The following is a 22,127-nucleotide window of genomic DNA, read 5'->3' on the forward strand; positions in this document are numbered from 1 at the left end:
TCGCTGCGTCCATTGGTCGCAACCGGCAATAATGGTTTCACAGGGCTCCAATTTGGAGCCCTGTTTTTTTGTGTATCAATCTGTTGCAGGGTGGCTGATGGGCAGTAAAAGTGGTTAAGATGAGCTATTGCCTGATATGAATGGGACACTATCTTGGACTTGAACGAAGACCTAAACCTGACCGAACAGCTCTTTACCCGCGTCAAGAAGGTATTGGAAACATCCGAGATCTCCAACTCCAGTGCGGCTGATCTGGCGCAAGCCGAGTCAGACGAGATGTTTATCGACGGCTCCATGTCAAAGAGCTGGTATCGCTTGCTGCGCCGCCCCTCCTGGACTTGGCAGGGGGCAGACCCCATCGAAGTGGAGCAGACCCTGGCCCGCATCGCCATGGCGACCGGCGAGCGCACCCACGATTGCTATCTCGATACCATCAAGGGCTATGTGCCCGGCAACTGGATCTACGAGTGGAGCCAGGTGGCTGGCAACTATTTCAAGCAGGGCCGCGAACTGCGCGAGAAGGGTGATCCTTCTGGCGCCTTGAAACAGCTGCTCAAGGCGGTGCGCTACTACTCCATCGCCAGCTATCCCCATCTCAAGGATGACGAGCTGGCGGATCAGGCCCAGCTGCTCGGTAACATGGCCTATCGCGAGGCGGGTCGCCTGTTCAAGGTGCCGCTCAAAGAGATCCAGGTGCCTTTTCGCGGCAAGCATATTCAGGGTTATCTCCACCTGCCGACGACCGAAAAACCGGTGCCGCTGGTGATCATCAGCGGCGGGATCGACTCCCTGCAGCTCGATTTCCTCAACTTCTATCTCAAACGGCTCGAGCCCAACGGTATCGGCATGCTCTCCCTCGATATGCCCGGGGTCGGCTATGCCGAGCATTGGCCGCTGGTGCAGGATACCAGCCGTCTCCATCAGGCGGTGCTCCATTACCTCTCCGAAGTGGCTTGGGTCGATCATCAGCGTATCGCCATGGTGGGGATGCGTCTGGCGGGTAATATCGCAGCCAGACTGGCCTTTATCGAGCCGTTCAAGCTACGCACCGTGGTCTGTGTCGGCGCCGGGGTCAATCAGGTGTTTACCAATCAGGAGCTGTTTGCCAAGTGTCCGCGCATGATGCGGGACAGTCTGGCCAACCGGTTGGGGGCTGATGCGGCGCAGTGGGACGGCATGCGTACCAAGTGCCAGGTATTTTCACTTAAAACACAAGGATTACTGGGGACTCGCACCTCGGTGCCGATATTGAGTATTGGACACAAGCGAGATTTTATTTGTCCCGAGCAGGATGTACGGGCATTGGCGGCGGCCAGTCGTAACGGCAAGGCCATCGTATTCGACAAGCAGCCTTTGCTGGAGGTGTATGACAAGGCGCTGGACGAAATCGTCGAGTGGCTGAAACAGCATTTATGTACCTGACATTGCGCTAAAGAACTGACGCCATCCCGAGGTGGCGCGGCTTGTTTAACAGGGAGGTTAACATGTCTGAAAGAGTGACCTACAAGCGACTGCTGAGGCAGTTTGCTGCCATTGGCCCCTATTTGCGTGAGGATCTCTGCGAAGAGGGGCGTTATCGTTTCGACTGCCTGTCGGTCTGTGTCAGCGCCAAGTCGGCGCCGGACAAGCGGGAGTTCTGGGGCTGGTGGCTGGTGCTGGAGCAGGACGATCACCATTTCCGTTACCACTATCAGCTCGGTTTCTACAATGCTGATGGTGAGTGGCTGGACAAGCCGATCCCCAAGAAGCACCAGGTAGAAGTGGAGCGGACCCTCAACCGTTTCTACAAGCTCATCAGCGACAAACTGACGGCACTGGAGTGCCAGTTAGCGCCAGCGGATCAGGTCACCAATGAGTTGACCGTGACCGCAGCTTGATCCCTGATGCCCGGTGAGCAGCATCCCGCTGTTTGCCGGGCCATCAGTCAGCCATCTCCCCTTCCGACCGCAATCATCCGGGCTTTGCCCCATCTCCTCACCCCGGCGTTAATTGCCTTGCAGGGCACCATGGCCGTGGGTATAAAGATATTCCTTACTTTTTAGCCTTTATGCTCCCATGGAAAACAGAACCATAGTCGTCAAGTTGGGCACCAGCGTGCTCACAGGGGGGTCTTCCCAGCTCAATCGTGCCCATATGGTCGAGCTGGTCAGACAGTGTGCGGCCTTGCACCGTCACGGCCATCGGGTCGTGGTCGTCACATCAGGAGCTATCGCCGCCGGGCGTGAACATCTGGGTCACCCGCCACTGGCGCCAACCCTTCCCAACAAGCAGATGCTGGCGGCGGTTGGTCAGACCCAGCTTATTCGGGTATGGCAGGATCTGTTCAACCTCTACGGTCTGCATATCGGCCAGATGCTGCTGACCCGCGCCGATCTGGAAGATCGGGAGCGCTACCTCAATGCCCGCGACACCATGCGCACCCTGCTCGACCACCGCATTATTCCGGTCATCAACGAAAACGATGCAGTGGCGACCGCCGAGATCAAGGTCGGCGACAACGACAACCTCTCCGCGCGGGCCGCCATTCTGGCGGATGCGGATCTGCTGATCCTGCTAACCGACCAGAAGGGGCTGTTTACCGCCGATCCGCGCACCAATCCGGATGCCCAGCTCATTGAAGAGGTGCAGACCATCGACGATACCCTGCGCTCGCTGGCAGGTGACAGTGTCAGCGGCCTCGGTACTGGCGGCATGGCCACCAAGCTGCAGGCGGCCGATGTGGCGCGTCGGGCCGGCGTCAACGTGGTGATCGCGACCGGCCAGATGCCGGAGGTGATCGGCCGTCTCGCCAAGGGCGAGCGTATCGGTACCCTCTTCCCGGCGCTGGCCTCCCCGCTGGAAGGGCGCAAGAGCTGGATCCTGGCAGGCCCGCCCCCTCACGGAGAAGTCCATGTGGATCAGGGGGCTGTCGCCGCCATGAAGGAGAAAGGCTCCAGCCTGCTGCCCAAGGGGATCGTCGCGGTCAAGGGCGACTTTATTCGGGGCGATGTGGTGCGCATTCTTGATCCCAAGGGCGCCGAGCTGGCCCGCGGCATCTGCCGTTACGACCATCTGGAGCTGGATAAGCTGCGCGGCGTCCACTCGGACCAGATTGAGCAGGTATTGGGCTATGGCTACGGCTCTGTGGCTATCCATCGAGACGACATGGTGCTGCTCTAATCAGGGCGGCACGGCATGAACAAAGGGAAATGAGATGAGTCTGGAGAAAATGGGGCAGGCGGCCCGTGAAGCCGCCTATCAGCTGGCTACCGTCAGCACGGCGCAGAAGAACCGGGCGCTGGCCGCCATCGCCGACGAGCTGGAGGCGCGCAGTGAGCAGATCCTCGTCGCCAACGCGAAAGATATCGCCGCCGGCCGTGAGGCGGGCTTGTCAGAAGCCATGCTGGATCGCCTGCTGCTCAATCCGGCCCGGCTGGCCGGGATTGTGGCGGATGTGCGCAAGGTGATCATGCTGGATGACCCGGTCGGCGCCGAAATGGATAGCCGGGTGCTGGAAAATGGCCTGCGACTCTCTCGTCGTCGGGTGCCCATCGGGGTTATCGGCGTCATCTACGAGGCGCGCCCCAACGTCACCATCGACATCGCCAGCCTCTGCCTCAAGACTGGCAACGCCAGCATATTGCGTGGTGGGCGCGAGACCTTCCACTCCAATCTGGAGCTGGTGCGGGTGATCCAGCATGCCTTGGCGGCCTCCGGTCTGCCCGAGGCGGCGGTGCAGTACATCGACAACCCGGATCGGGCGCTGGTCGGCGAGTTGCTGCGTCTCGACCGCTATGTGGACATGATCATCCCCCGTGGCGGTGCCGGCCTGCACAAGATGTGCAAGGAGAACAGCTCCATCCCGGTCATCATCGGCGGGTTCGGTATCAGCCATATTTTCGTCGACGAGAGTGCCGATCTGGTGCGCTCTCTGGCGGTCATCGACAACGCCAAGGTGCAACGCCCCTCCGCCTGTAATGCCCTCGATACTCTGCTGGTACACGAGAAAGTCGCTTCGGCTTTCCTGCCGCAGCTGGTGACGCTGATGAACGAGCGCAAGGTGACGCTGGTGGCCGCGCCCAACGCCATGACGCAGTTGGCGGGTGCCGACAACCTGTGCGAGGCGGGGCCGGAGGATTTCGATACCGAGTGGCTCGGGCTGACCCTGGGGGTCAAGTTGGTGGCGGATGTGAACGAGGCGCTGGCCCATATGCGCGAGCACAACGCCGGCCACTCCGATGCCATCCTGACCAACGATCTGGCCAACGCCGAGCGTTTCGTCAATGGCGCCGGCTCGGCGGCTGTCTATGTCAACGCCTCGACCCGTTTCACCGATGGCGGCCAGTTTGGTCTGGGCGCTGAAGTGGCGGTCTCGACCCAGATGCTGCATGCCCGTGGCCCCATGGGGCTCACCGAGCTCACCAGCTACAAGTGGGTAGGGCAGGCCGATTACCTCAGCCGCGCCTGATAACCGGTTGTGTCAGATACAAAAATGCCGACTCTTGGGTCGGCATTTTATTTGGTGGATATCGCGAAGATATCAGGCGATCGGGTTATTCCCCGTGATAGAGCGCCTTGTCACCGTGCTTGAGCACATAACCCTTCCAGATAAAGAGGGTGTAGCCGCTGCCCTGCCACGACCAGTTGCCCTCCGCACCTTGACGGGTCAGCAGGTGCTGCTCGCCGCTTGGTAGATGCAGTTCGGCCTGCGTCTGATCGGCGTTGAACAGCACGAAGGCGCTGCTGGTCTGGCTGGTATCGGTTGGATTGAGCCGGATACCCTCTTCAAACAGGCGCACACATTTGCCAGTCAGCGCTGACCACTGATAGCCCGCACTGCCGATACAGCCGTGGCTGTCGCGATCGCCGCCCACCAGATGTTGTTCCGGTGTACTGCATGCCGCCAGCAGCAGAGAGGCAGCCATCAGAGTCAATGTGCGCATGGTTACTCCTGCAGATCCCGTTCGATGACGATGTTGGAGAATCCCAACTCTTTGAAGTAGTTCTCCTGGTAATCCTTCACGCTTTTCTTGTCGCGGCGACAAACCTGAGCCAGCTGGGCCTCCATGGCGTGAAAACTGGTGAGATCCAGCCCTTCGGCAGCGGCGATGGCGTCGTAGATGCTGCGGAACTTGTCGTTCGCGTAGCCGATCTCTTTGGCCTGCTTTTTGTAGGTATACGTAATCTTAAAGGCCATCTTGCCCTTCCTTCTTCGATTTGGCTTGCTTGCGCTGGACGTAGAGGTAGAGGCTTTCGACCTTCTCCCGAGCCCAGGGGGTCTTGCGCAAGAACTTCAGGCTGGACTTGATGCTGGGATTATCGGTGAAGCAGCGGATATTGATCTGCTGCCCCAGCTCTTCCCAGCCGTAGTGTTCGACCAGCGCGGTGACGATGGCTTCCAGCGTCAGCCCGTGCAGCGGGTTGTTCTTCTGCGAGGCGTTCGGTTGCTCGCTCATGCCTGCTCCGCCAGCTTGGCAAAGGGCTGACCCATGCGGGTGGTGACGCCGTTGGCCAGATGGGGTTCGAAACCGGCCAGCATGCCCGGGCCAAACAGGCAGACCACGGTGCTGCCCAGCTTGAACAGGCCCATTTCAGCACCTTTTTGCAGGGTAATGGCCTCGTCGCCGGTGTAGTCCCAGCGCACCACCTTTTTCTCTTTGGTCGGCGCAATGTTGCCAGCCCAGATGGTCTCGATGCTGGCCACGATAGTGGCACCGACCAGCACCAGTGCCATGGGGCCGTGCGGGGTGCGGAAGGTGGCCACCACCCGCTCGTTGCGGGCAAACAGGTTCGGCACGTTCTCGGCGGTAAGCGGGTTGACGGAGAAGAGATCCCCCGGCACGAACACCATGCTCTCCAGCACGCCATCCAGCGGCATGTGGATGCGGTGGTAATCCTTGGGCGCCAGATAGATGGTGGCGAAGTCGCCATCCTTGAACGGCGCAACCAGATCCTCATAGCCGCCCAGCAGCTCGCGGGCGCTGTAGTCGTGGCCCTTGGCCTGAATGATGCGACCCTGCTGGATCGGGCCGAGCTGGCTGACGGTGCCATCGACCGGCAGCGCCAGAGTCATGGCATCCTCTGCCACGGGGCGGATGCCGGGCTTGAGCTCGCGGGTGAAGAACTCGTTGAAGCTCTTGTAGTGGGCCGGGCTCTCGTGCAGCGCCTCGCTCATGTCGACCTGGTACTGCTTGATAAAAGCCTCGATCACTTTAGTGGTGATGTTGCCCGCTTCGGCAGCGGCAAATTTGCCGATCAGACGGGAGAGGGCGTGCTTGGGCAGACAGTATTGACCGGCAATTTTCAGGTTGTCAGTAATGCTCATGTTCATCATCAACGTAGGTTAAACAGGGTCACAGGCGTGCCTGTTGGCGACCGTGACGGGCTTCCTGCATGGTTTCCAGGATGCGGTGATAGTTGTGGAAGCGATCGGCGCTGATGGCGCCCGCGTCGACCGCGGCGCGCAGGGCACAGCCGGGATCGTCCTTGTGGGTACAGTCGCGGAACTTGCAGCCACCAAGATAGTCTCGAAACTCAACGAAGCACCAGGTGATGCGGTCGGCCTCCAGATGCCAGAGGGCGAACTCGCGGATCCCGGGGGAGTCGATGAGATCGCCACCGCTCGGGAAGTGGTAGAGCCGCGCCGTGGTGGTGGTGTGCTGGCCGAGCCCCGAGTTTTCGGAGATCTCGCCGGTCAGTACATCCAGCCCCGGCATCAGGGCGTTGGTGAGCGAGGATTTGCCCACCCCGGACTGGCCAACGAAGATGCTGATCTTGTCGGTCAGGGCTGCCTTGAGTTCATCCAGCCCTTCGCCGCTCTCGCAGCTCACCAGCAGCACCTCGTAATTGAGTTTGCGGTAGGTTTCGAGCTGGCTTTCGATGCGCGCTCTGGCGGCATCATCGAGCATATCGACCTTGTTCAGCACGATGAGGGGGCGGATCTCCACATCCTCGGCGGCCACCAGATAGCGGTCGACGATGTTGGTGGAGAACTCGGGCATCACCGCCGAGACGATGATGATCTGGTCGATGTTGGCTGCGATGGGTTTGACCCCGTCGTAGAAGTCCGGCCGGGTCAGTACCGAGTGGCGCGGATGCACCGCCTCGATGACGCCCGCTGTCGCGGCATTGAGGCCGGGACGCCACACCACCTTGTCGCCGCACACCAGACTGCTGATGCTGCTGCGCCGCAGGTTGCTGCGGTGGATGGTGCCATCGACCGCTTCCACGTCTGCGTGCTGACCAAAACGACTGATCACCACCCCTTCGATGGCGGGGCCAAACAGGGTGTCATCCACCACTGTGGTGTGATCTTTTTGCAGCCGCCGTTCGCGGTTGGCCTGGACGCGCCTTTGTTGACCCAGATTGAGTTTTGCTTTCTTTGCCACTCGATTCGCCAGTTTATGAACAGATCCAAAGCCAGTATGATACATGCAAATTGGCAAAATTCCGCCATTCCTCCCAATAGAGAGAGCAATCATGACAGTCAGCGCGCAGAACCTGGTATGGATCGACATGGAGATGACGGGTCTCGACCCCGAAGAGAACGTGGTACTGGAGATTGCCACCATAGTCACCGACAAGGATCTGAACGTACTGGCCGAAGGACCGGTCATCGCCATTCATCAGAGTGATGAAGAGCTGGCCAAGATGGACGACTGGAATGTCAACACCCATACCAAGAGCGGTCTGGTGGCCCGGGTCAAGGCGAGTCAGCACGACGAGGCGAAAGCCATTGCCGAGACCCTCGAGTTCATTCGCCAGTGGGTGCCGGAGCGCACCAGCCCGCTGTGCGGCAACAGCATCGGTCAGGATCGCCGCTTCATGGTCAAGCACATGAGCGATCTGGAAGCCTTCTTCCACTACCGCAACGTTGACGTCAGTACCATCAAGGAGCTGGTACGCCGCTGGCAGCCGGAACTGCTGGATCAGTTCAAGAAGAGCGGCACCCACCAGGCGCTGGACGATATCCGCGAATCCATCGCCGAGCTGCAGTTCTATCGCAGCCACGTCTTCAAGATCTGATTCCCCGGCAAGGGTTTGTCATACTCTGGCTGCTAAAATCGACAGTTCGGCCAGCTTTTGAGCGAACGCGCGCAACCAGACAAAAAAGCCCTTGCAATTGGAATGACTGCTCTTATAATTCGGCTCCCGTACAGTAGCGCAAGCAACCAAATGCTGTACGGCCTGTTTTAAGGTAGTTGCGGGAATAGCTCAGTTGGTAGAGCACGACCTTGCCAAGGTCGGGGTCGCGAGTTCGAGTCTCGTTTCCCGCTCCAAAAATCTGATGATGACACTGGTGCAAACCAGCCCGATGCGGGAATAGCTCAGTTGGTAGAGCACGACCTTGCCAAGGTCGGGGTCGCGAGTTCGAGTCTCGTTTCCCGCTCCAATCATCAGCCAGCCTCAAGACAACCAAATTGTTGCGGGAATAGCTCAGTTGGTAGAGCACGACCTTGCCAAGGTCGGGGTCGCGAGTTCGAGTCTCGTTTCCCGCTCCAAAAAATTTGTAAGTGATATTCCGATGCGGGAATAGCTCAGTTGGTAGAGCACGACCTTGCCAAGGTCGGGGTCGCGAGTTCGAGTCTCGTTTCCCGCTCCAATCACTTGCAGATGACATTATGTTGCGGGAATAGCTCAGTTGGTAGAGCACGACCTTGCCAAGGTCGGGGTCGCGAGTTCGAGTCTCGTTTCCCGCTCCAATCACTTGTAAATGACATTCTGTTGCGGGAATAGCTCAGTTGGTAGAGCACGACCTTGCCAAGGTCGGGGTCGCGAGTTCGAGTCTCGTTTCCCGCTCCAATCTCTCTTCGAAGTTTTCATAATCCCTTTGAATTGCCCTTCACATCGCACTGCGATGCTTTGTCGTATCTGGCGTTTACTCAGCGCGTCTCTACCACCTCCTGCCAACAGGAAGGGGATGTGGGCTCATGGTGCGGATTGTACGAGGCAAGCGGTTGTGACAGGTGGTGGGGGGCGAGAATTGCGGGCAAAAAAGAGGAGGGGCCTTGGCTCCTCCTGCATGATTCACTGGCGCGGGCTTAGACCAGAGTAACGTTTTCAGCCTGAGGGCCTTTTTTGCCCTGGGTCACAGTGAACTGGACTTTTTGACCTTCAGCCAGGGTTTTGAAACCGGTGCTCTGGATGGAGGAGAAGTGAACGAATACGTCCGGACCCTGGGATTGTTCAATAAAGCCAAAACCTTTGGTTTCGTTGAACCATTTTACCTGGCCGGTGCGAATGTCAGACATGTGCTAAATCCTATCAATAACAAAATGAAACTAAGCCCGTGCTGGGCTGCATTTGCCTTGCAAGCAGGGGTTGGCTCATGACTGACCACGTCTCTTTGTCCCAGTAGCACGTAGAACAATCCCTGTCTAAAGCACAAACGATTGTACGTTAGCGCCGATCCTTGTCAATTTGACCCCTTTCGTTTTTTGAACAAGCTAAAAATATTGTGAAGTCAGTAGCTTATTTGAAGATATTTGACTGAAAAAAACGGGAGGCCAGCGCCTCCCGTTTTTGTTATTCCTTGAGGGCGAACCCTTCGCCCTGCCGGTCGTAGCGGTAAACCGCCTGACCGTAGGAGCGGATCTCCACCCGCTGGATGCGGCGGGTGTCGTCCACCAGGATGAAGATAGAGCGGCCCGATTGCAGGCGGGTCAGGGGACGATCCGGCCCCTCGATGGCGATCAGGCGGCTCAGCTCGGCACCCGGCAACTCGAATTTACGCCAGATGGAGTAGAGGGTCTCACCCGCCTGCACATCGTGTTGCAGCCAGGTGCCGTTGACCTTCTCTTCGACCGGCTTGGCTGCCGCGGGCGCACTGCCTGCAGCGCCACTGCCGACAGTTAGAGCTTGAGCAGGCACGGCCAGCGGCACTTCCAGAGAGCCGGAAGGGGCGGCTTTGGGGGCGGATGGTGCCGGCTCCCAGGCCAGCACCAGCAGCCAGAGCGGGATCAGGATCAGCAGACCTATGGTGTTTTTGCGGGGCAGCGGGCTGGACAGCTTGAATTTGCCTGCTTTGGCATCCTGGCGGCGTTGGCCGAGGTTGCTCATCCCTTGGCCAAAACGTTGGCGCAGGGACAGGGTCGCGGCATTGATGCGATGGAGCAGGGATCCTTGTGATTCGTCTTGGCGACGCTGCTGGGCTCGTCTGTTATGGCCTCGTGGGCGACGGTCCGGGGTGGGCACGGCATTTACCTCTCACTACATTGCCTGCCATCAGGCAAATTCGTCGCCTATGGTAAACGGACTCGCCCCCGAGGGGGAGAGTCCTGAGGCGGAAAATTATCAGCTGAGACGAAATTGACCCAATAATTGCTGCAATTTGTCGGCCGCCTGACGCAATGCCTGACTGGCTTTGGCCGTTTCGGTCGCATCCTGAGCAATGTCGTTGGCCAGTGCGTTGGTTTTTGACAGGTTGCCGGAGACGGTTTCTGAGACCGAGCTCTGCTCTTCGGCGGCGGAGGCGATCTGATAGGTCATGTCGTTGATGGTGGAGATGGCCTGGTAGATGCTGCCGAGCGCCTCTTCCGCCAGATCCGCCTCGCCCACCGCCTGATGGGTCAGCTGCTGGCTCTGGGTGATAGCGTTGACTGCATTGGTGGAGCTGAGGCGGATCTTCTCTATCAACTCCTGGGTGTTCTGCACCGCCTGCTGGGTATTGCCCGCCAGTTTGCGCACCTCGTCGGCCACCACCGCAAAGCCGCGGCCCTGTTCGCCAGCCCGTGCTGCCTCGATGGCAGCGTTGAGAGCCAGCAGGTTGGTCTGATCGGCAATCCCCTGAATGACGGTGAGGATGCTGGTGATCTGGGCGCTGTCGTGAGCCAGCCCTTCCACCACTTCGGCCCCTTTACCGGCTTCTGCCGCGACCTTGTGCATCGACTGGATCACCTGCTGGAAGCGCTCCTTGCCCTGATCGGCTGCGCCTTGCGCCTGTTTGGCCGAGTCGGCGGTGTTGTTGGCGTGGGTGGCGACCTCCTGACTGACGTAGGACATCTCCTGCACCGCAGTCAGCATCTGCTCCATCTCCGCCTGATGGTGCTGCAGGTTGTTGTCGGTCTGGCCGGCGATGCGATCGGTATCACCGGCGTAGCGGTTCACCTCGCTGGCAGTCTTGAGCACATCCCCGAGCAGCCCTTGCAGCTTGTCGATAAAGCGGTTTATCCCCTTGGCGAGATCCCCCAGCTCATCCACCGAGCGGGTCGTGAGGCGTTTGGTGAGATCCCCTTCACCATCGGCGATGTCATCCACCAAGCTGACCATCTGACGGATGGGGCCAGTGATGCTGCGGGCAATCACCAGCATGGTGGCCAGCGCCAGCACCAGTACGATAACGGCGCCCACCAATTGCTGGGTCATGGCTGCCTGGTTCATGTCGCTCAGCTGGCTTTCCAGTTGATCGGCGCCCGCCAGTACCACCTTGTAGGGCAGGGTGACGATGATGGCCCAGTTGCGGCTCATTCCCGACACCATGATGGGGACGGAAATACGGAATGACTCGTCCAGCTCCTGACGCTGAATTTCCGGTTTCAGGTACTGCTGCCACTGGTCGCCCAGCACCTTACTTGCGCTGCTACCGAGCAGGCTGGCATCACCGCTGGTGCCGGTGATGACACCGGCGGCGCTGACGATCAGGGTTTCGCCCTTGCCGTCATAGATATTGCTGTTGAGGCTCTTGGCCTGACGACTGATGGAGTCCACCGCCAGATCGAGCGCGGCGATCCCCCTGAACTGACCATCCACCATGATGGGGGTGGTGATGGTGCTCACCAGCACCTGCTGACCGTTGATATCCACTTTGAAAGGATCGATCAGACAAGAGCGTCCTTCCCGCTTCGGGCAGGCGTAGTAGTCGTTGGCGGGATTGCCGAATTCGTCCGGGTCGGTTTTTTCGATGGAGAGCAGCAGATCGGTGCCGATTTGATCCTTGTCGCGATAGAAGTAGGGGACAAAGCGCCCCTTGCTGTCGCTACCGAGCGCGGTCTGACCGGCAAAGCTGGCATCCTGACCGTCGAAACCGTTGGGTTCGAAGCCGGCGAAGGCGCCATAGAGTTGGGGTTCAAGGGCGAGCTGCGCCTTGAGCAGGTCGGTGGCCTGTTGGCGATCCAGCGGCAGTTTGCCCTGTTGTTGCAGGGCGAGGGCGCAGGCCATCTGCTGGGTGTAAGAGAGCCCTTTTTGCAGCAGCTGGGTGATGGTGGCCGCCTCGGCGCGGGCATTGGCGCTGACCTTCTGCCATGCCTCCTGCTGCAGCGCTTCACGGCTGGAGCTGATGGTGAGTTGTTGGGTTTGTTTGCCGGAGTATTGGTTGAGCAGGATCAGGATGACCAGGGCTGCGGTCATGGCGATCCCGGCCATCACTAGAATGCGATTCTGGATAGAACGGAACTGCATCGTCTCTTCCTTGTGCGTGAGAAGTGTGGTGAGCGTTATTTGGGTATCGACCGGAGGAGGCAGCTCTCCAGCATTGTGCATAGCAAATCGGAAACGGGGCTTCGGTTTTGCGATCCTCTTCAAATATCGGGCTACAGATACAAATGGCGACAGATTTAATCCCCTACTTTAGCCCGCAATGGCGTCATGGTTTTCCCATCCGTGATTGTCGGTGCTAAAATGCGACGGTTTTTTCTAACGAATTGGCCCAAGGCCCTCTACACAAGGCTTAAAGATGAAAGTCAAAACCCGTTTTGCTCCCAGCCCGACCGGCTTTTTGCATGTCGGCGGTGCCCGTACCGCACTCTATTCCTGGTTGTTTGCAAAGAACCAGGGCGGTGAGTTCGTGCTGCGTATTGAGGATACCGACCTGGAACGTTCCACTCAGGAGGCGATCGACGCCATCATTGAGGGCATGGAATGGTTGGAGCTGAACTGGGATGAGGGCCCCTACTACCAGACCAAGCGCTTCGATCGCTACAACGCGCTGATCGACGAGATGCTGGCTGATGGCCGCGCCTACAAGTGCTTCTGCTCCAAAGAGCGTCTGGAAGCACTGCGCGAAGGCCAGATGGCCAACGGCGAGAAGCCCCGTTATGACGGCAAGTGCCGCGACCACGCCCACGATCACCCGGCCGATGCGCCGCACGTTATCCGCTTCCGCAACCCGACTGAAGGTTCTGTGGTGTTCGATGACCATGTCCGTGGCCGCATCGAGTTCGCCAACACCGAGCTCGACGATCTGATCATCCGCCGTACCGACGGTGCCCCGACCTACAACTTCTGTGTTGTAGTCGATGACTGGGACATGGAGATCACCCACGTGGTGCGTGGCGAAGACCACATCAACAACACCCCGCGCCAGATCAACATCTACAAGGCGCTGAACGCGCCGGTGCCGGAGTTTGCCCACGTCTCCATGATCCTGGGTGACGACGGTGCCAAGCTCTCCAAGCGCCACGGTGCTGTCTCCGTGATGCAGTACCGCGATGACGGCTACCTGCCGGAAGCGCTGCTGAACTATCTGGTACGTCTGGGCTGGTCCCACGGCGATCAGGAGATCTTCAGCCTGGAAGAGATGATCAAGCTGTTCAGTCTGGATGCCATCTCCAAGTCCGCCTCAGCCTTCAACACCGACAAGCTGCTGTGGCTGAACAACCACTACATGCGCAGCCTGGATCCGGCTTATGTTGCCAAGCATCTGGCATGGCACATGGAAAACCAGAAGATCGACACCAGCAATGGCCCGGCTCTGGCCGACGTGGTGACCCTGCTGGCCGAGCGCTGCAACACCCTGGTTGAGATGGCCGCCCAGAGCCGCTATCTGTTCGAAGATTTTGAGGCGATCGACGAAGCGGCTGCCAAGAAGCATCTGCGTGGCGTCGCTGCCGAGCCGCTGGCTCTGGCCAAGACCAAGCTGGCTGCACTGGATAGCTGGACCACCGAAGCGCTGCACGAGCTGATTGAAGCGACCGCCGCCGAGCTGGGTCAGGGCATGGGCAAGGTTGGTATGCCGCTGCGTGTGGCCGTCACCGGTCTGGGCCAATCCCCCGCCATCGATGCCGTGATGGCGCTGGTCGGCAAAGAGCGCGTACTTGCTCGTATCGACCGTGCGCTTGCTTACATCGAAGCCCGTATGGCTGCTGAGTAAGCCTGACGTTGCCGGTCGTCATCACCGTTCTGGGTAAATCCCCCCCGCCATCGATGCCGTGATGGCGCTGGTCGGCAAAGAGCGTGTACTGGCGCGTATTGACCGCGCACTGGCTTACATCGAAGCCCGTATGGCTGCCGAGTAAGTGCTGCCGATGTGGCAGACGAGGGGATTACCCCGCTCTGCCACATACTGAATAGCAAAAATCCGAAACCACTGGTTTCGGATTTTTTTATGGCCAGCGCACAGGCCGAAAATACTTTGGATAAAAAAATGCCAGTCAGCTGACTGGCATTTTTATTGGGACAGAGTGCCGCTTAGTGGCTGTCGACCCAGACGAACTTGAGCACGAACAGCAGGGCCACCACCAGCACGCAGGGGTTGATTTCGCGCCAGCGACCGGTGCCCGCCTTCATCACGCAGTAGGAGATGAAGCCCACGGCGATCCCCTCGGTGATGGAGAAGCTGAACGGCATCATCACTGCGGTCATAAAGGCCGGTACCGCTTCGGTCAGATCTTCCCACTTCACCCGGGTCAGCTCGGAGCACATCAGCACGCCCACATAGATAAGGGCGCCAGCGGCGGCATAGGCCGGCACCATGGCGGCGACCGGAGAGAAGAAGATCGCCAGCAGGAACAGCAGGCCGACCACGATGGCGGTCAGACCGGTACGGCCGCCGACGGCGACGCCGGAGCTGCTCTCGATAAAGGCGGTAACCGAGGAGGTGCCCATGAAAGCTCCGCCGACGGAGCTCACGCTATCCACCATCAGCGCCTGTTTCATGCGCGGGAAGTGGCCCTTGTCATCGGCCAGCTTGGCGCGGTTGGTGACGCCGATCAGGGTGCCGGAGGAGTCGAACAGGTTGACCAGCATAAAGGAGAAGATGATCCCGGCGAGGCTGATATCGAGCGATCCCATCAGATCCAGCTGGCCGAACACCGGCTCGATGCTGGGGGGCATGGAGACAAAGCCCTTGAAGGTGACATCGCCAAACAGCCAGCCCAGACCCGTGGTGACCACGATGGCGATCAGCACGGCGGAGTGGACGCCGCGAGCGGAGAAGATGCAGATCAGGAAGAAACCGAGCAGACCCAGCAGGCAGGGCAGGGAGGTGAGATTGCCTACGGTCACCATAGTCGCGGGGCTGGCCACGACGATCCCGGCGTTGTGCAGGCCGAGCAGGGCGATCAGCAGACCGATACCGGCGGTGATGCCGACCCGCAGGGTGAGCGGAATGTTGCCGATCAGCCAATAACGCACCCGCAGCAGGGTGAGGATCAACAGACCCATGGCGCCCCAGAAGATGGTGCCCATGCCCACTTGCCAGGAGTAACCCATGCCGGCGACGACCACGAAGGCGAAGAAGGCGTTAAGTCCCATGGCGGGGGCCAGGGCGATCGGCAGGTTGGCCAACAGGCCCATCAGGATGCTGCCGATACCGGCGATGAGGCAGGTGGTGACGAACACGGCCTGGGTGTCCATGCCCGCCGCAGAGAGGATCTGCGGGTTGACGAACACGATGTAGACCATGGTCAGGAAGGTGGTGATACCGGCAATCACTTCGGTGCGGGCGGTAGTGCCATGGCCTTGCAGGGCAAACAGGCGCTCAAGCAATCCTTGCCCGGCGGCCTGATTGGCAGCTTGGTGTTGTTGATTCATGTTGGATTCCAATAGGTGACGTGAAATAAGCAGCAGGGGAACGGGCTATCCCATCCATGCGGGGTAAATTGCCCTGTTTCTGGCGGTTAAGTAACCAGACTCGTCCTGATACCGTGACAGCGCGCACATTTTTACACAGGCGGCGCCGTTTACAAACCCCGGATCTGCGAAGCAGATCAATGAATAGAGTAAAAATTCAAACGTTTGCTTTTTGAGCATGAAAAAAGGTTCTCAGCAGAGAACCTTTTATCGAAAATTGGGGGCTTAGAGGGTTTTGAAGTAGCGCTCGACCAGCTGGGCCAGTACCGAGTCGAGCCGGTCTTGCACTTCACCCAGTTCACGGCCGAAGCGGCGCAGAAAGAGGCTGGCCTGCTCTTCGGTCAGCTTGCGCCCCTCGATAAAGAACTCCTGCTCCGGTAGTTGCTTGTCGTAGCGGGGGATCAGCACCCAGCTCACCAGCTCGGGCTCCACGGCGGCAAAAATCTTGGCGGCAGCAGCACAGAAGGTCTCTATGTGCTCCTTGCCATCCGGCCCGAGGCAACCCGGTTCAACCCGGATCTGGATGGTGAGTTTTTTCTCTATGGGGGTCGTCATCGTGCTACATCCATGCAAAGGCATCCGTCTAGGATTGTAAGTCAAAAGGCAAGAGAAAGGGGAGCCGAAGCTCCCCTCAACACGCAGTCAGCCCTATTTGGCGATGCGCTTATATTTAGCGCGGTGCGGCTGGATCGCCTCGGCGCCGTAGGTCTTCTTCTTCCACTCTTCGTATTCGGTAAAGTTACCTTCGAAGAACTCGATCTTGCCCTCATCCTGATAGTCGAGGATGTGAGTGGCGATACGGTCGAGGAACCAGCGGTCGTGTGAGATGACCATGGCACAACCCGGGAACTCCAGCAGGGCGTTCTCGAGGGCGCGCAGGGTTTCGATATCCAGATCGTTGGTCGGTTCATCCAGCAGCAGCACGTTGCCGCCGGTCTGCAGCAGCTTGGCCAGATGCAGACGACCGCGCTCACCACCCGAGAGTTCGCCAACCCGCTTCTGCTGATCGGAACCCTTGAAGTTGAAGCGACCGATATAGGCGCGGCTCGGGAACTCGTAGTTGCCGATGCGCAGGATATCCTGACCGTCAGCGACCTCTTCGAATACCGTCTTCTTGTCATCCATGCTGTCGCGGAACTGATCGACAGAGGCCAGCACCACGGTTTCACCTAGCGTGATGGCACCGGAATCCGGCTGCTCCTGACCCGACATCATGCGGAACAGGGTCGACTTACCGGCACCGTTCGGGCCGATGATGCCGACGATGGCACCCTTCGGAATGGCAAACGACAGATCGTCGATCAGTACACGATCACCGTAGGATTTGCGCAGGTTGGCCACTTCAACCACCTTGTCGCCGAGGCGCGGTCCGGGTGGAATGAACAGCTCGTTGGTCTCGTTGCGCTTCTGGTAGTCGTTGGTGTTGAGCTCTTCGAATCGAGCCATACGGGCCTTGGACTTGGCCTGACGGCCTTTCGGGTTTTGACGAACCCACTCCAGCTCTTTCTCGATGGACTTGCGACGGGCCGCTTCGGAACTTGCTTCCTGTGCCAGACGGGCGTCCTTCTGCTCCAGCCAGGAGGAGTAGTTGCCTTCCCACGGGATACCTTCGCCACGGTCCAGCTCCAGGATCCAGCCCGCCACGTTGTCGAGGAAGTAACGGTCGTGGGTGATGGCCACAACAGTGCCTTCGTAGTCGTGCAGGAAGCGCTCGAGCCAGGCCACGGATTCCGCATCCAGGTGGTTGGTCGGTTCGTCCAGCAGCAGCATGTCCGGCTTTTCCAGCAGCAGACGGCACAGTGCCACACGGCGGCGCTCACCACCGGAGAGGTGCTTGATCTTGGCATCCCAGGCCGGCAGGCGCAGGGCATCGGCCGCACGCTCCAGCTGGTTTTCCATGTTGTGGCCACCCTGGGCCTGGATGATGGCTTCCAGCTCGCCCTGTTCGCGGGCCAGCTTGTCAAAGTCGGCATCCGGGTCGGCGTAGGCCGCATAGACCTCGTCCAGGCGAGCCATGGCGCGTTTCACCTCGCCAACGGCCTCTTCGACCGCTTCGCGTACGGTCTGCTCCGGCTCCAGCTTCGGCTCCTGTGGCAGGTAGCCGATCTTGATGCCGGGCTGCGGACGGGCTTCCCCTTCGATCTCAGTATCGATGCCCGCCATGATGCGCAGCAGGGTCGATTTACCGGCGCCGTTCAGACCCAGCACGCCGATCTTGGCGCCCGGGAAGAAGCTCAAGGAGATGTTCTTGAGAATATGACGCTTGGGCGGCACTACCTTGCCGACCCGGTTCATGGTGTAAATAAATTGAGCCATTGGCTAATTCTCTTCCTTTTCAGCAGGTTAATGTCTTGGCATTAACAGACTGATGTCGTGGTGGGGCCAGGTCGACACAGGTCAACCGGGTTCCAAAAAACCCGTCGATTGTAAACCAACGGACGAGGGGGGGCAAAGGTGGCACCCGGCTATGTCCCCCCTTTGCCGCAGCGGTCACGCCTTGCTGCATCAGCCGTGCAATTTGGGCATGATGTGGGCTGTCGTTTTGTCCCGGAGCCCTCATGAACCCATCTCCTCAAGCCCCCTCACTGGCCGCCTTTCTCTGCACAATGGGATTGGACGCCGCGCTGAGCGAAGCCATCAGCCTGCGCTTGCCACGGCAGACGCTGCGCGCCGGTCAGGCACTGTTGGCGCAAGGGGCGGAGCAGGAAGCTGCCTTCTATATCGAAGCGGGCATCGCTCGCGCCTGCCACTACACCCGGGACGGACAGGAGCGCTGCAAGGAGTTCTACTTCGAAGGGGAGCTCTGCCTGCTCTATGACAGCTGGCTCACTGGGTCGCCCGCCCGCTACCAGCTGGAGGCGCTGACGGAGTTGCAGGTAGTTCGGGTGCCGCTCGCCCTGCTGGAAGAGCCCGTCTGGCAGCCGGTCTGCATGGCCCTGCTACGCCAGCAGCTCGGTTACAAGGAGCGCAAGGAGGCATTTTTGCTGCTCCACTCTCCCGAGGAGCGTTATCGGGAGCTCTGCCACACCTTCCCTCACTGGCCTGCGCGGCTCACTCAGGTGCAGCTCGCCAACTACATCGGCATCAGCCCGGTCACCCTGTCACGGATCCGCAGGCGCATTAACACGGGTTAATGCCGCTCTCCGACCATCCCCTCATGCTGCGCCATCCAAATGACGGATGAGGGGTGGATGATGTCGCTGTTTCTGTGGTCGCAGCTGGTGGTGAGCCTGGCCTTGTTGCTCGATCTGTTGTCGTTTCAGTTGCGGGATCGCCGCAGGATCCTGGCCTGTCTGGCCCTCTCCTGCGCCCTCAATGCCGGTCACTTTGCCCTGCTCGGGCAGTGGTCGGCCGCCAGCCTGTTGCTGCTGGCCAGCATGCGCTTTCTGGTCAGCATCTGGCTGGTTCGCCGCATCTTGATGTGGTTTTTCATGGGGTTGGCCTGTGCGGCGGCGCTGGCGACCTATCAGGGCCTGCTCTCATGGATCGGGCTGCTGGCGAGCTTGCTGCAAACCCGGGCTGCGTTTTGCCCGGATGATCGCCTGTTGCGGCGCTGGATGCTGCTCGGCACCCTCTGCTGGCTTGGCAATAACCTGCTGGTGGGCTCTCCGGTCGCCGCGCTGATGGAGGGGCTGTTTCTGGTCAGCAATCTGGTGGGTTACTACCGCCACTATGGGCGCAGGGCATATCCGGGGAGTTGATATCGACTGCGGAAGAGAGCGTGGGGCAAGTCCCGTCTGATAGGGATTACAGAGCAGAGAGGCCGCCATAGTGGCGGTCTCTCTGGTTCATCAGGCTTTGTTGAAGCTGTTGATGAGCGCTTTTGCGTAATCAATGACGAACTGCTGGCAGTGGATGGCGGTCTGCGGGTCGAACTCCTCGCCATGCAGATCGGTATTGGAGAGCACCCGGATGCCGACAAATGGCACCTTGTAGGCCTCGGCTACCAGCGCTGCGGAGGAGGTCTCCATCTCTTCTGCTGCCGTGTTGTAGGTCTGATGCAGCCAGTTGATGCGGGCCACCTGTCGGTTCCACTCATCGGCAGTGCCTATGATGCCGGCAACTACGCGGCCGTGGCGATAACGGTCGGCCATGCCAAGGGCGCGGCCCACCAGCTCGGGATCGCCGGCAAAGGAGGAGTGCTCTACCAGCTTGCCGTTGTCACGCAGGCGCATGGTGACATCGAAGTTGTGCCATTTGCTTGGGTCGACACCCTGCTCGGCCGACGTCAGATCACTACGATAGGCTCCCATGTTGAAGCTTTTGGTACCGATAACGATATCGCCCCGGTGCAGCGCCGTATCATGGCCGCCTGCCGTGCCCTGATTGATGATGAGGCGCGGATGAAAGCGCTCCATGGCGAGAGTGGTGGCAGCAGCGGCATTGGCCAGCCCCACTTCGGTGCGAGAGACAACTACCGGATAACCCGAGAGGGTACCCTGCCAGTAGGTCCAGGCGCCTACGGTCAGCTCCTGCTTGTCCTTGAGGGCGGCCACCAGCGTCTCGACTTCGACGTCCATTGCCCCCTGGATCAGGATGGGGGCTGGCGCCGGAGTGGCCGCCATGATGGAGGAGGAAAAGAGTGCAAACAGCGTGAGCAGGCGTGAGCAACGTTTGATGAAATTCATGGGATACCTGTTGGTCTGGCAAGAAAGCGCCGGATCCTACCGAAAGGAAAACGATTGCGCAAATAGTGGTACGTTTTTTGTCAATAGCGTGCAGCTAGTCGAATAGGTTCAGGGCTGTTTGTGGCCAGCGAAGTAGAGCACCCGTTTCACATACTCCTGCGTCTCGTCATAGGGTGGGATCCCGCCATAGCGTTCCACCGCTTTTTCCCCGGCATTGTAGGCTGCCGAGATCAGTACCCAGTCGCCATCGAAGCGGCGATCCAGCCATTTGAGATAACTGACGCCACCCTTGATGTTCTGGGCCGGATCGAATGGTCGGGTTACCCCGAACCGTTGCTGGGTTTCGGGGATCAGCTGCATCAGCCCCTGCGCATTCTTGGGTGAAACGGCGCGGCTGTTGAGATTGGATTCGGCGATGGCAATCGCCAGCACCAGCCGGGCATCCACCTTATGGTGTCTGGCGGCGTGACGCAGCATGGTGACCAGCTTTTGCTTGGCGGGGGGCTGACGGGCAACCCAGGAGTCGACATTGAAGGGGGTGGAAGGGAGCCCGGCCAGATAGCCACCCTGACCGCCATGGATCCCGATGCCACACCGCTCCCCCATAGGGGCATTACCGATGCGGTCGTTGTAGTAACGGGCGGCCTGTTGGTTACCTAGACGCATAGCCATGGCGAGATAACTGTTAGCCAGCTTGGCGCTGCGAACCGAGGCGGGGCCGGTGGCGAGCAGGCGACCGATCCGGAAATATCCTTCCGGGTTGCCGGTACTGGCGGCCACGCAATAGAGGGCGATGGCTTTTTGCAGATGACCGTGTTGCTGGGCAACTTGACCCTGCTTGATCGCCGTCAGCGCCTTGGGGGCCTGTTTGAAATCCCTACCTTGTGCCATCGCCCGCGGCGTACCTGCCAGTAACAACGACAAAAAAAGCAGCAAAAACAGTCCGTTTTCGCTGATGTACCTCATGGGTTATCTCCTGTTTGAGTACAGAAGATATAGAGGAACATGGCTGCTATCGCCACGAACCCAGTGGATCATGTTGTTATAGCGGGGGGATTTCAGAGAGCAAAACGGTATGGAACTTATAGGCTAGCCAATTGTGCCCTCAATCTAAAAATAGATTGCAAGGGACGTATTATTGGTCAGGCTGAGCTCCATCAGCTCCATCAGCTCCATCAGCTCCATCAGCTCCATCAGCTCCATCAGCTCCATCAGCTCCATCAGCTCCATCAGCTCCATCAGCTCCATCACCGCCGTTGCCGCCGTTGCCGCCGTTACCACCGTTACCACCGTTACCACCGTTGCTTCCCAGTACGGAGACTGGTTGGTTGTTACTAAGTGTTGAGCAGTCATCCCCTGTTGGGCATGGGGATTGCGCCCACAGCGAAGCACTTTGCAGGCAAGCAAGTAGTATCAGGCTCGAATAAAGTGGGGAAGTTGAGTTCATGATATCGACCTTGTTAGATGAAGAAGCGTTGGCATTAGGATTTCTTAACAAACTCAGACATCCAAGTGGTAGGTAGATTCGTCTGGTTGGGCGGCTGGTAACTGGCGATATATCAGTCCAATTTCGCTGACAACCCAGAGCGAAAGCAGGGCCAGCAGGCTGAGTAGGGGCAGCAGAGAGTGGCTCTGGGTCAGGGCATAGGCCGCAATGGCGGCACCGGTCAAAAGCAGGGTTCGGATCATGAGGTGGCTCCTTGTCGTCATGGGGGGGTTGCGTGGCCACGGACA

General features: G+C 59.3%; 23 protein-coding genes and 6 tRNA genes. 14 read left to right on the plus strand and 15 right to left on the minus strand.

Annotated elements, in window-relative coordinates; translation table 11 throughout:
* The first annotated feature begins 153 nt into the window (after window positions 1–153).
* The 4 genes from frsA to I6L47_RS18395 all read left to right on the plus strand — a co-directional run bounded on the left by frsA (window position 154) and on the right by I6L47_RS18395 (window position 4,447).
* Window positions 154–1,422, plus strand: coding sequence for an esterase FrsA (gene frsA, locus I6L47_RS18380; protein WP_005349360.1), 1,269 nt, complete (start codon window positions 154–156; stop codon window positions 1,420–1,422).
* Between the two features lie 62 nt (window positions 1,423–1,484).
* On the plus strand, window positions 1,485–1,877 hold the full coding sequence (gene crl, locus I6L47_RS18385) for a sigma factor-binding protein Crl (protein ID WP_216948057.1): 393 nt from the start codon (window positions 1,485–1,487) through the stop codon (window positions 1,875–1,877).
* A gap of 178 nt (window positions 1,878–2,055) precedes the next feature.
* Window positions 2,056–3,159: a glutamate 5-kinase gene (gene proB / locus I6L47_RS18390; RefSeq protein WP_033114873.1), complete on the plus strand. Its 1,104-nt coding sequence runs from the start codon at window positions 2,056–2,058 to the stop codon at window positions 3,157–3,159.
* A gap of 34 nt (window positions 3,160–3,193) precedes the next feature.
* A complete protein-coding gene (locus I6L47_RS18395) occupies window positions 3,194–4,447 on the plus strand; it encodes a glutamate-5-semialdehyde dehydrogenase (RefSeq protein ID WP_216948058.1) in 1,254 nt (417 codons plus the stop codon).
* An 85-nt stretch (window positions 4,448–4,532) separates the two neighbouring features.
* On the opposite strand, the gene I6L47_RS18400 is transcribed toward I6L47_RS18395, so the two are convergent.
* From I6L47_RS18400 to rsgA, 5 genes are read right to left on the minus strand one after another with little or no spacing between them, the layout of a single operon-like run.
* Window positions 4,533–4,922 carry a hypothetical protein gene (locus I6L47_RS18400; protein ID WP_216948059.1) on the minus strand — a complete coding sequence of 130 codons (390 nt, stop codon included), beginning with the start codon at window positions 4,920–4,922 and terminating at the stop codon, window positions 4,533–4,535.
* Between the two features lie 2 nt (window positions 4,923–4,924).
* The gene (locus I6L47_RS18405) at window positions 4,925–5,176 is read right to left on the minus strand and encodes a DUF2960 domain-containing protein (protein WP_005338984.1); all 252 of its coding nucleotides are present in this window, start codon (window positions 5,174–5,176) and stop codon (window positions 4,925–4,927) included.
* Window positions 5,166–5,435 carry a VF530 family DNA-binding protein gene (locus I6L47_RS18410; RefSeq protein ID WP_005349372.1) on the minus strand — a complete coding sequence of 90 codons (270 nt, stop codon included), beginning with the start codon at window positions 5,433–5,435 and terminating at the stop codon, window positions 5,166–5,168. Before I6L47_RS18410 ends, I6L47_RS18405 begins: the two co-directional genes overlap by 11 nt.
* Window positions 5,432–6,304: an archaetidylserine decarboxylase gene (gene asd, locus I6L47_RS18415; protein ID WP_216948060.1), complete on the minus strand. Its 873-nt coding sequence runs from the start codon at window positions 6,302–6,304 to the stop codon at window positions 5,432–5,434. Before asd ends, I6L47_RS18410 begins: the two co-directional genes overlap by 4 nt.
* A gap of 28 nt (window positions 6,305–6,332) precedes the next feature.
* Window positions 6,333–7,367 carry a small ribosomal subunit biogenesis GTPase RsgA gene (rsgA, locus tag I6L47_RS18420; RefSeq protein ID WP_041202348.1) on the minus strand — a complete coding sequence of 345 codons (1,035 nt, stop codon included), beginning with the start codon at window positions 7,365–7,367 and terminating at the stop codon, window positions 6,333–6,335.
* A 91-nt stretch (window positions 7,368–7,458) separates the two neighbouring features.
* Here rsgA and orn point away from each other — a divergent pair, with 91 nt between their 5' ends.
* The 7 genes from orn to I6L47_RS18455 all read left to right on the plus strand — a co-directional run bounded on the left by orn (window position 7,459) and on the right by I6L47_RS18455 (window position 8,781).
* Entirely contained in the window at window positions 7,459–8,004 is a 546-nt protein-coding gene (gene orn, locus I6L47_RS18425; protein WP_164537626.1) for an oligoribonuclease, read from the plus strand.
* Window positions 8,005–8,182: 178 nt separating this feature from the next.
* Window positions 8,183–8,258 (plus strand) — tRNA-Gly (locus I6L47_RS18430).
* 37 nt (window positions 8,259–8,295) lie between these two features.
* Window positions 8,296–8,371 (plus strand) — tRNA-Gly (locus I6L47_RS18435).
* Window positions 8,372–8,404: 33 nt separating this feature from the next.
* Window positions 8,405–8,480 (plus strand) — tRNA-Gly (locus I6L47_RS18440).
* Window positions 8,481–8,505: 25 nt separating this feature from the next.
* Window positions 8,506–8,581, plus strand: a tRNA-Gly gene (locus tag I6L47_RS18445).
* A 24-nt stretch (window positions 8,582–8,605) separates the two neighbouring features.
* Window positions 8,606–8,681, plus strand: a tRNA-Gly gene (locus tag I6L47_RS18450).
* A gap of 24 nt (window positions 8,682–8,705) precedes the next feature.
* Window positions 8,706–8,781 (plus strand) — tRNA-Gly (locus I6L47_RS18455).
* A gap of 239 nt (window positions 8,782–9,020) precedes the next feature.
* Here I6L47_RS18455 and I6L47_RS18460 read toward each other — a convergent pair.
* The 3 genes from I6L47_RS18460 to I6L47_RS18470 form a co-directional block, all read right to left on the minus strand.
* The gene (locus I6L47_RS18460; RefSeq protein ID WP_005338972.1) at window positions 9,021–9,230 is read right to left on the minus strand and encodes a cold-shock protein; all 210 of its coding nucleotides are present in this window, start codon (window positions 9,228–9,230) and stop codon (window positions 9,021–9,023) included.
* A gap of 274 nt (window positions 9,231–9,504) precedes the next feature.
* Window positions 9,505–10,173, minus strand: coding sequence for a LysM-like peptidoglycan-binding domain-containing protein (locus I6L47_RS18465; protein ID WP_047436096.1), 669 nt, complete (start codon window positions 10,171–10,173; stop codon window positions 9,505–9,507).
* A 99-nt stretch (window positions 10,174–10,272) separates the two neighbouring features.
* Window positions 10,273–12,375, minus strand: a complete 2,103-nt coding sequence (locus I6L47_RS18470; RefSeq protein ID WP_216948061.1) for a methyl-accepting chemotaxis protein — start codon at window positions 12,373–12,375, stop codon at window positions 10,273–10,275.
* 274 nt (window positions 12,376–12,649) lie between these two features.
* On the opposite strand from I6L47_RS18470, the gene gltX reads away from it, so the two are divergent.
* Window positions 12,650–14,065 carry a glutamate--tRNA ligase gene (gene gltX, locus I6L47_RS18475; RefSeq protein WP_216948062.1) on the plus strand — a complete coding sequence of 472 codons (1,416 nt, stop codon included), beginning with the start codon at window positions 12,650–12,652 and terminating at the stop codon, window positions 14,063–14,065.
* Between the two features lie 317 nt (window positions 14,066–14,382).
* Here the strand turns inward: gltX and I6L47_RS18480 are convergent, their stop codons facing one another.
* The 3 genes from I6L47_RS18480 to ettA form a co-directional block, all read right to left on the minus strand.
* On the minus strand, window positions 14,383–15,726 hold the full coding sequence (locus tag I6L47_RS18480; RefSeq protein WP_005343409.1) for an NCS2 family permease: 1,344 nt from the start codon (window positions 15,724–15,726) through the stop codon (window positions 14,383–14,385).
* Between the two features lie 264 nt (window positions 15,727–15,990).
* Window positions 15,991–16,320: a hypothetical protein gene (locus I6L47_RS18485; protein WP_005343410.1), complete on the minus strand. Its 330-nt coding sequence runs from the start codon at window positions 16,318–16,320 to the stop codon at window positions 15,991–15,993.
* Window positions 16,321–16,413: 93 nt separating this feature from the next.
* On the minus strand, window positions 16,414–18,081 hold the full coding sequence (gene ettA, locus I6L47_RS18490) for an energy-dependent translational throttle protein EttA (protein ID WP_005338959.1): 1,668 nt from the start codon (window positions 18,079–18,081) through the stop codon (window positions 16,414–16,416).
* Window positions 18,082–18,323: 242 nt separating this feature from the next.
* On the opposite strand from ettA, the gene I6L47_RS18495 reads away from it, so the two are divergent.
* Together I6L47_RS18495 and I6L47_RS18500 are read left to right on the plus strand one after the other, a co-directional pair.
* Entirely contained in the window at window positions 18,324–18,899 is a 576-nt protein-coding gene (locus I6L47_RS18495; RefSeq protein ID WP_216948063.1) for a Crp/Fnr family transcriptional regulator, read from the plus strand.
* A 57-nt stretch (window positions 18,900–18,956) separates the two neighbouring features.
* The gene (locus tag I6L47_RS18500) at window positions 18,957–19,466 is read left to right on the plus strand and encodes a YgjV family protein (protein WP_216948064.1); all 510 of its coding nucleotides are present in this window, start codon (window positions 18,957–18,959) and stop codon (window positions 19,464–19,466) included.
* A gap of 90 nt (window positions 19,467–19,556) precedes the next feature.
* Here I6L47_RS18500 and mtnN read toward each other — a convergent pair whose 3' ends face one another.
* The 4 genes from mtnN to I6L47_RS18520 form a co-directional block, all read right to left on the minus strand.
* Window positions 19,557–20,393, minus strand: a complete 837-nt coding sequence (gene mtnN / locus I6L47_RS18505; RefSeq protein ID WP_216948065.1) for a 5'-methylthioadenosine/S-adenosylhomocysteine nucleosidase — start codon at window positions 20,391–20,393, stop codon at window positions 19,557–19,559.
* Between the two features lie 108 nt (window positions 20,394–20,501).
* Entirely contained in the window at window positions 20,502–21,359 is an 858-nt protein-coding gene (locus I6L47_RS18510) for a lytic transglycosylase domain-containing protein (RefSeq protein WP_216948066.1), read from the minus strand.
* 144 nt (window positions 21,360–21,503) lie between these two features.
* Complete coding sequence (locus I6L47_RS18515; RefSeq protein ID WP_216948067.1) at window positions 21,504–21,692, minus strand: hypothetical protein; 189 nt, start codon at window positions 21,690–21,692, stop codon at window positions 21,504–21,506.
* A gap of 201 nt (window positions 21,693–21,893) precedes the next feature.
* A complete protein-coding gene (locus I6L47_RS18520) occupies window positions 21,894–22,082 on the minus strand; it encodes a hypothetical protein (RefSeq protein WP_040068682.1) in 189 nt (62 codons plus the stop codon).
* Window positions 22,083–22,127: the final 45 nt, after the last annotated feature.

Source organism: Aeromonas sp. FDAARGOS 1417, assembly GCF_019046985.1.
GTDB classification, from domain to species: Bacteria; Pseudomonadota; Gammaproteobacteria; order Enterobacterales; family Aeromonadaceae; genus Aeromonas; species Aeromonas veronii.